Consider the following 6,203-nt stretch of genomic DNA (forward strand, 5'->3'; position numbering starts at 1 on the left):
GTGCATGCCGGTGCACCGTGGTCTCTGCCCGAACCGACCCTGGCGTACTTCCCCAACGCCAGGTGCGGGCTTTCGGACAGGGGCCTCGGTGCACCGGAGGTGCCGCGGGTAGGCCGGAAGGTCCGGCAGTGCAGCCCCGGCAGGGGAGGTATCGAAGTGCGTGACCGCGGGGCCGCCGACCCGGCGGCGGGGCCACCCTTCGGTCACCTGCCGGTGCTGGCGCGTCGGTGTTTCGAATTGCTCGCCCCGGCGCTCACGCGGCACCGCGCCGACGGCTCGGGGGCTGTTCTGGTCGATGCCACGCTCGGTGCGGCAGGGCACGCCGAGCTGTTTCTGGGCGAGTTGACGGGCCTGCGACTGATCGGGCTGGACCGCGACCCCACCGCAATCGACATCGCCCGCCGCAGGCTGGCGCCGTTTGCCGACCGGGTCACCCTGATATCGGCCCGCTACGACGAAATACCCGCGGTGCTTGCCGAATCCGGCTACCGCGCAACCCAATCGGTCGCAGCCATCCTGTTCGATCTCGGCGTCTCCTCGATGCAGCTGGATCGAGCCGATCGCGGCTTTTCCTACGCCAAACCCGCTCCGCTGGACATGCGGATGGATCCGGCGTCGTCGACCACGGCGGCGGACATCGTCAACACCTACGGCGAGGCCGAACTGGCCGAGATCCTGCGCCGCTTCGGCGAAGAGCGGTTCGCACGCCGAATCGCCGCCCGGATCGTCCGTCGCCGCGCACGCACCCCGTTCACCTCGACCACCGAGTTGGTCGAGCTGCTCTACGAGGCGATCCCGGCCCCGGCCCGGCGCACCGGAGGCCATCCCGCCAAGCGGACGTTTCAGGCGCTGCGGATCGCGGTCAACGACGAACTGGAGTCGCTGCGCGCGGCTCTGCCGGCCGCGCTGGACGCCCTCGAAATCTCCGGGCGCATCGCGGTGATGGCCTACCAGTCGCTGGAGGATCGGATCGTCAAGCGGGTTTTCGCCGATGCGACCGCATCCCGGACCCCACCGGGGCTCCCGGTCGAATTGCCGGGCCACGAGCCGGGCTTCCGGTTGTTGACGCGCGGGGCGGAACGTGCCGAGGCCGCCGAAGTGCAGCGAAACCCGCGCAGCGCACCGGTGCGGTTGCGGGCCGTGGAACGGGTGCAGTGCGAGCAGAAGCCACCGGGCGGGAAGGGCTTCGGATGAGTACACAACGTGAGACCGCGAAACGCCGCGACGCCGACCGCCGTAAACGACGCGGCGGGTCCAGTCCGAGCGCGCGCACTGCGGTCGTCTCGGGCCGGTCCCGTTCACCCAAGGCGGCTGCCCCCAACCGCGACGGGCGGGCGCCACGACAGGGGCCGCAGACCGGTCCGGCGCAGCGGCCCGCGAACCGAACGGCCCGGCCCAAGAATTCCAGCCAGGCCAAGGCCCGCGCCAAGGCGCGGAAAGCCAAAGCGCCCAAGGTCGTTCGTCCCAAACTGACGGAACGCTTGGCCCTCCGGCTGGCTCGGATCGACCTTCGGCCGCGAACGCTGCTGAGCCGGGTGCCGTTCGTCGTGTTGATCATCGGTGCTCTCGGTGTCGGCCTGGGGTTGACGCTGTGGCTGTCCACCGACGCCGCTGAGCGGTCCTATCAGCTCAGCCACGCGCGCGAACGGACGCGGATCCTGCAGCAGCAGATGGAAGCGCTCGAGCGTGATGTCCGGGAAGCCGAATCCGCTCCGGCCCTGGCCGAAGCGGCACGTCAACAGGGCATGATCCCCACCGGCGACACCGCCCATCTGGTGCAGGCTCCGGACGGAGCGTGGATAGTGGTCGGCACACCCAAGCCGGCTGACGGTGTTCCGCCGCCCCCGCTGAACACCAAACTGCCCGAGGAAAAGCCTCCGCCGCCGCCGAAGGCGCTCTCCGGGCCGGAGGTCCCCGTCCGGGTCGCCCCTGTCCCCGGTCGGGCCACCGGTCCCGGTGTCCCGCCGGTGCCCCGCAGGTCCGGACCGCAGGTGCTGCTGCGGGGACCCGATGGCTCGTCGACGCTGGGTCCGGCTGAACTTCCGGGGCAGCTTGCAGTTCCCGGCCAGTTGCCCGGCCAGTTGACCGTGCAGTCGCCGGGTCAGTCACCCGGACAGTTGCCGGGTCAGTTGTCGGGAGTTCCCGGTCGGCTACCCGAAGTGCCGGCCCGGGCGCCGGTGGCACTCCCCGACCCCGTGCACCGAAATCTGCCGCCTGCACCCACTGCACCCACTGCACCCACTGCACCCACTGCACCCGCAGTGCCGGCAGTGCCCGCGGTCCCTGTGGCGCCGCTCGCCCCCGCCCCGCCCGTGCCGGGAGCGATCAGATGAGCCGTCGCGGCCCGGTGCGCACCGACCCCAGAACCCGCGCACCCGCGCGAGCGCGAAAAGCCGGTAGGGGCGCCAAGCCTCGGGCTGCCGCAGGTCCGGTGGCGGCGCCGGTAGGCCGTTCGGCGCGGCAGCGCCGGACACGCCGGGCGGTGGAGGTGGCCGGCCGGGGCGGGGGCGCTTCGTTCGTCTTCCGTCACCGGGTCGGCAATCTGGCCATCCTGGTGTTGATGGCCGTTGTCCTTGCGCAGCTGTTCTATCTGCAGGTTTCGCACGCTTCGCAGCTCAATGCCCAGGCGGCCGGACAGCTCAAGGTCACCGATGTCCAGCGGGCGATGCGCGGGGCGATCATCGACCGGAACAACGAGCAACTCGCTTTCACCATCGAAGCCCGTGCGCTGACCTTCCAACCCAAGCGGATACGTCAGCAGCTTGCCGAAGCCAGACGGCAATCCGCCAGCGCCCCCGAACCCGGGCAACGACTCGCCGACATCGCCCGCGAGGTCGCCGGGAAGCTGGGCAACAAGCCGAACGCAACCACCCTGCTGAAGAAACTGAAGAGCGACGAAACGTTCGTCTACCTGGCACGCGCGGTCGACCCCGGCATTGCCGCCGCGATCTCGTCGAAGTTCCCCGAGGTAGGTTCCGAGCGCCAGGACCTCCGCCAATACCCGGGTGGTTCGCTGGCGGCCAATGTCGTCGGCGGTATCGACTGGGACGGCCACGGGCTGCTGGGTCTTGAGGACGCGCTGGACGGCGTCCTGGCCGGCACCGACGGTTCGGTCACCTACGACCGGGGGTCGGACGGCATCGCGATCCCGGGCAGCTACCGCAACCGACACCGGGCGGTGCACGGTTCGACGATTCAGCTCACCGTGGACAACGACATCCAGTTCTACGTCCAGCAGCAGGTGCAGCTGGCCAAGAACAACTCCGACGCCCACTCCGTCGCGGCCGTCGTCCTGGACGCCAAGACGGGCGAAGTGCTGGCGATGGCCAACGACAACACCTTCGACCCTTCCCAGGACATCGGGCGTCAAGGTGAGCGGCAGCTGGGAAATCCGGCGGTGTCCTCACCGTTCGAGCCGGGTTCGGTGAACAAGATCATCACCGCGTCCTCGGTCATCGAATACGGGCTCTCCAACCCCGACGAGGTGTTGCAGGTGCCCGGCTCCATTCACATGGGCGGTGTCACGGTGCACGATGCCTGGGACCACGGGGTGACGGCGTACACCACCACCGGGGTGTTCGGGAAATCGTCGAACGTCGGCACATTGATGTTGGCGCAGCGGGTGGGCCCCGAACGCCTTTACGACATGATCGGCAAGTTCGGACTGGGCCGGCGCACCGGTGCGGGGCTGCCCGGGGAGAGCGCCGGCGTGGTGCCGCCGATCGACCAGTGGTCGGGCAGCACGTTTTCCAACCTTCCTATCGGCCAGGGTCTTTCGATGACATTGCTACAGATGGCCGGTATGTACCAGGCGATTGCCAACGACGGGGTGCGGATGCCGCCCCGGATCATCAAGGCGACCGTGGCGCCGGACGGAACCCGGACCGAAGAGCCCCGACCCGAGGGGGTGCGGGTGGTGTCGGCCCAGACCGCACAGACCGTGCGCAAGATGCTGCGCGCCGTCGTGCAGCGCGACCCGATGGGGTACCAGCAGGGGACCGGTGCGGCGGCTTCGGTGCCGGGCTACCAGATGGCCGGCAAGACCGGCACCGCGCAGCAGATCAACCCTGCGTGCGGCTGCTATTTCGACGACGTCTACTGGATCACCTTTGCCGGAATGGCCACCGCCGACGATCCGCGATACGTAGTCGGCATCATGATGGACAATCCGCACCGCAACGCCGACGGCACGCCGGGGCATTCGGCGGCGCCGCTGTTCCACAACATCGCCGGCTGGCTCATGCAGCGCGAGAATGTTCCGCTGTCGCCGGACCCGGGACCCCCGTTGACCCTGCAAGCGATGTAGGGCGCACGGCACCTGGGTAGGGTGTCATGGCCGATCAAGCCCGATTTCGGCGATCCGTGGACGGTGGCCGGACGGAGGTGATGGTGGCCATGGCCGAGTCGATGCCCGCCGGGTTGCGCCCGGACCGCACCGTGAGTGTCGGGCTGGTCGAGCTGGCGGGCCAGGCCGGTGCCGTGCCGGCCGGCGGCCCGGACCAATCGGGTCGAACCGCCCTACCGGACGTGCCGGTCACCGGGGTGACGCTGCGCGGCCAGGATGTGACACCGGGCGACTTGTTCGCCGCGCTGCCCGGTTCGGCGACGCACGGCGCCCGGTATGCCGGCGAGGCGATCCAACGCGGCGCGGTCGCGGTACTCACCGATCCCGCCGGGGTGGCGGAACTGTCCGGGACTGCTCGTGCCGCGGTGCCGGTGCTGGTCCATCCCGAGCCCCGCGGTGTGCTGGGCGAGGTGGCGGCGACGGTGTACGGGCATCCGTCTGCCCGGCTGCACGTCGTCGGGATCACCGGAACCTCCGGCAAGACCACGACGAGCTACCTGGTGGAGTCCGGGCTGCGGGCGGCCGGCCGGGTGGCCGGGCTGGTGGGCACCATCGGTGTCCGCATCGACGGTGCCGACATCCCCAGCGCGCTGACCACACCCGAAGCGCCCGCGTTGCAGGCCCTGTTCGCCACGATGGCCGAACGCGGGGTGGACTCGGTGGTCATGGAAGTGTCCAGTCATGCGCTCGCGTTGGGGCGGGTGGACGGCACCGAATTCGCCGTCGGGGGCTTCACCAATCTGTCCCGCGACCACCTGGACTTCCATCCGACCATGGACGACTATTTCGAAGCCAAGGCGCTGTTGTTCGACCCGGGTTCGGTGCTGCGTGCCGCCCGTGCGGTGGTGTGCATCGACGACGACGCCGGCCAGGCCATGGCGACCCGGGCGGGCGATGCCGTCACGGTCAGCGTCACCGGCCGGCCCGCGGACTGGCGCGCCACCGACGTGGCACCGCACGGAGCGGTGGGACAGCGGTTCACCGCCGTCGACCCGGCCGGTGTGCGCCATCGCATCGGGATCGGGCTGCCCGGCCACTACAACATCGCCAATTGCCTGCTCGCACTGGCGATCCTGGATCAGGTCGGAGTCTCCCCGGCCCAGGCGGCACCTGGGCTGCGGGCAACTCGGGTCCCGGGGCGGCTCGAACCGGTCGACCGCGGCCAGGACTTCCTGGCCCTGATCGACTACGCGCACAAGCCGGGTGCGTTGCGAGCGGTGCTGGCCGGCCTGGTAAAGCCGGGTCGCCGGCTGGCGGTGGTGTTCGGCGCCGGCGGTGACCGCGATCCGGGCAAGCGGGCGCCGATGGGGGCGGTGGCCGCCGAACTCGCCGACCTCGTCGTCGTCACCGACGACAATCCGCGAAGCGAGGATCCCGCGGCGATTCGCCGCGCAATCCTGGCCGGTGCGCGCGGAGCCGGTTCCACCGCCGAACTGGTCGAGATAGCCGACCGCGGAGCCGCGATCGGGCATGCGGTGTCCTGGGCCCGGCACGGCGACGTGGTTGTGGTTGCCGGCAAAGGCCATGAAACCGGACAGCGCGGCGCCGACGGAGTCCGCCCGTTCGACGACCGGGTCGAGCTCGCCGCGGCCCTTCGGGCACGACCATGATCGAGCTCGCCCTGGCGACAATCGCCGAAATAGTCGGCGGCACCCTCGCCGATATCTCCCCGGAGCAGGCCGCCTCGATCACTGTCACCGGCACCGTGGAATTCGATTCGCGCACCGTCGGCGCGGGCGGGCTGTTCCTGGCGCTGCCCGGAGCCCACGCTGACGGCCACGACCACGCCGCGGCGGCGGTGGCCGCCGGCGCCGTCGCGGTGCTGGCCGCGCGGCCGGTGGGTGTGCCGGCGATCGTC

The 6,203-nt window shown here is 70.4% G+C and carries 5 protein-coding genes; all 5 read left to right on the forward strand.

Going from position 1 to position 6,203, the window contains the following annotated elements; genetic code table 11:
- Positions 1-1,194, forward strand: a complete 1,194-nt coding sequence (gene rsmH, locus ACK5M9_RS09375) for a 16S rRNA (cytosine(1402)-N(4))-methyltransferase RsmH (RefSeq protein ID WP_416892887.1) — start codon at positions 1-3, stop codon at positions 1,192-1,194.
- Positions 1,191-2,333 (forward strand): hypothetical protein, encoded by a 1,143-nt coding sequence (locus ACK5M9_RS09380; RefSeq protein WP_416892888.1) that lies wholly within the window; start codon positions 1,191-1,193, stop codon positions 2,331-2,333. Before rsmH ends, ACK5M9_RS09380 begins: the two co-directional genes overlap by 4 nt.
- Positions 2,330-4,306 carry a peptidoglycan D,D-transpeptidase FtsI family protein gene (locus ACK5M9_RS09385; RefSeq protein WP_416892889.1) on the forward strand — a complete coding sequence of 659 codons (1,977 nt, stop codon included), beginning with the start codon at positions 2,330-2,332 and terminating at the stop codon, positions 4,304-4,306. The genes ACK5M9_RS09380 and ACK5M9_RS09385 overlap by 4 nt, the downstream gene beginning before the upstream one ends.
- 80 nt (positions 4,307-4,386) lie before the next feature.
- A complete protein-coding gene (locus ACK5M9_RS09390) occupies positions 4,387-5,955 on the forward strand; it encodes a UDP-N-acetylmuramoyl-L-alanyl-D-glutamate--2,6-diaminopimelate ligase (RefSeq protein WP_416892902.1) in 1,569 nt (522 codons plus the stop codon).
- Positions 5,952-6,203, forward strand: a 252-nt coding sequence (locus tag ACK5M9_RS09395; RefSeq protein WP_416892890.1) for a Mur ligase domain-containing protein, incomplete at its 3' end; no start/stop codon positions are given. The genes ACK5M9_RS09390 and ACK5M9_RS09395, both read left to right, overlap by 4 nt.

Source organism: Mycobacterium sp., from assembly GCF_047975165.1.
In the GTDB taxonomy this organism is placed as follows: Bacteria; Actinomycetota; Actinomycetes; order Mycobacteriales; family Mycobacteriaceae; genus Mycobacterium.

Bases quoted from the DNA above. Each gene is read 5' to 3' on its own strand.
- ACK5M9_RS09380 (WP_416892888.1), top strand. From the start codon at position 1,191: ATGAGTACACAACGTGAGACCGCGAAACGCCGCGACGCCGACCGCCGT.
- ACK5M9_RS09385 (WP_416892889.1), top strand. From the start codon at position 2,330: ATGAGCCGTCGCGGCCCGGTGCGCACCGACCCCAGAACCCGCGCACCC.
- ACK5M9_RS09390 (WP_416892902.1), top strand. From the start codon at position 4,387: ATGGTGGCCATGGCCGAGTCGATGCCCGCCGGGTTGCGCCCGGACCGC.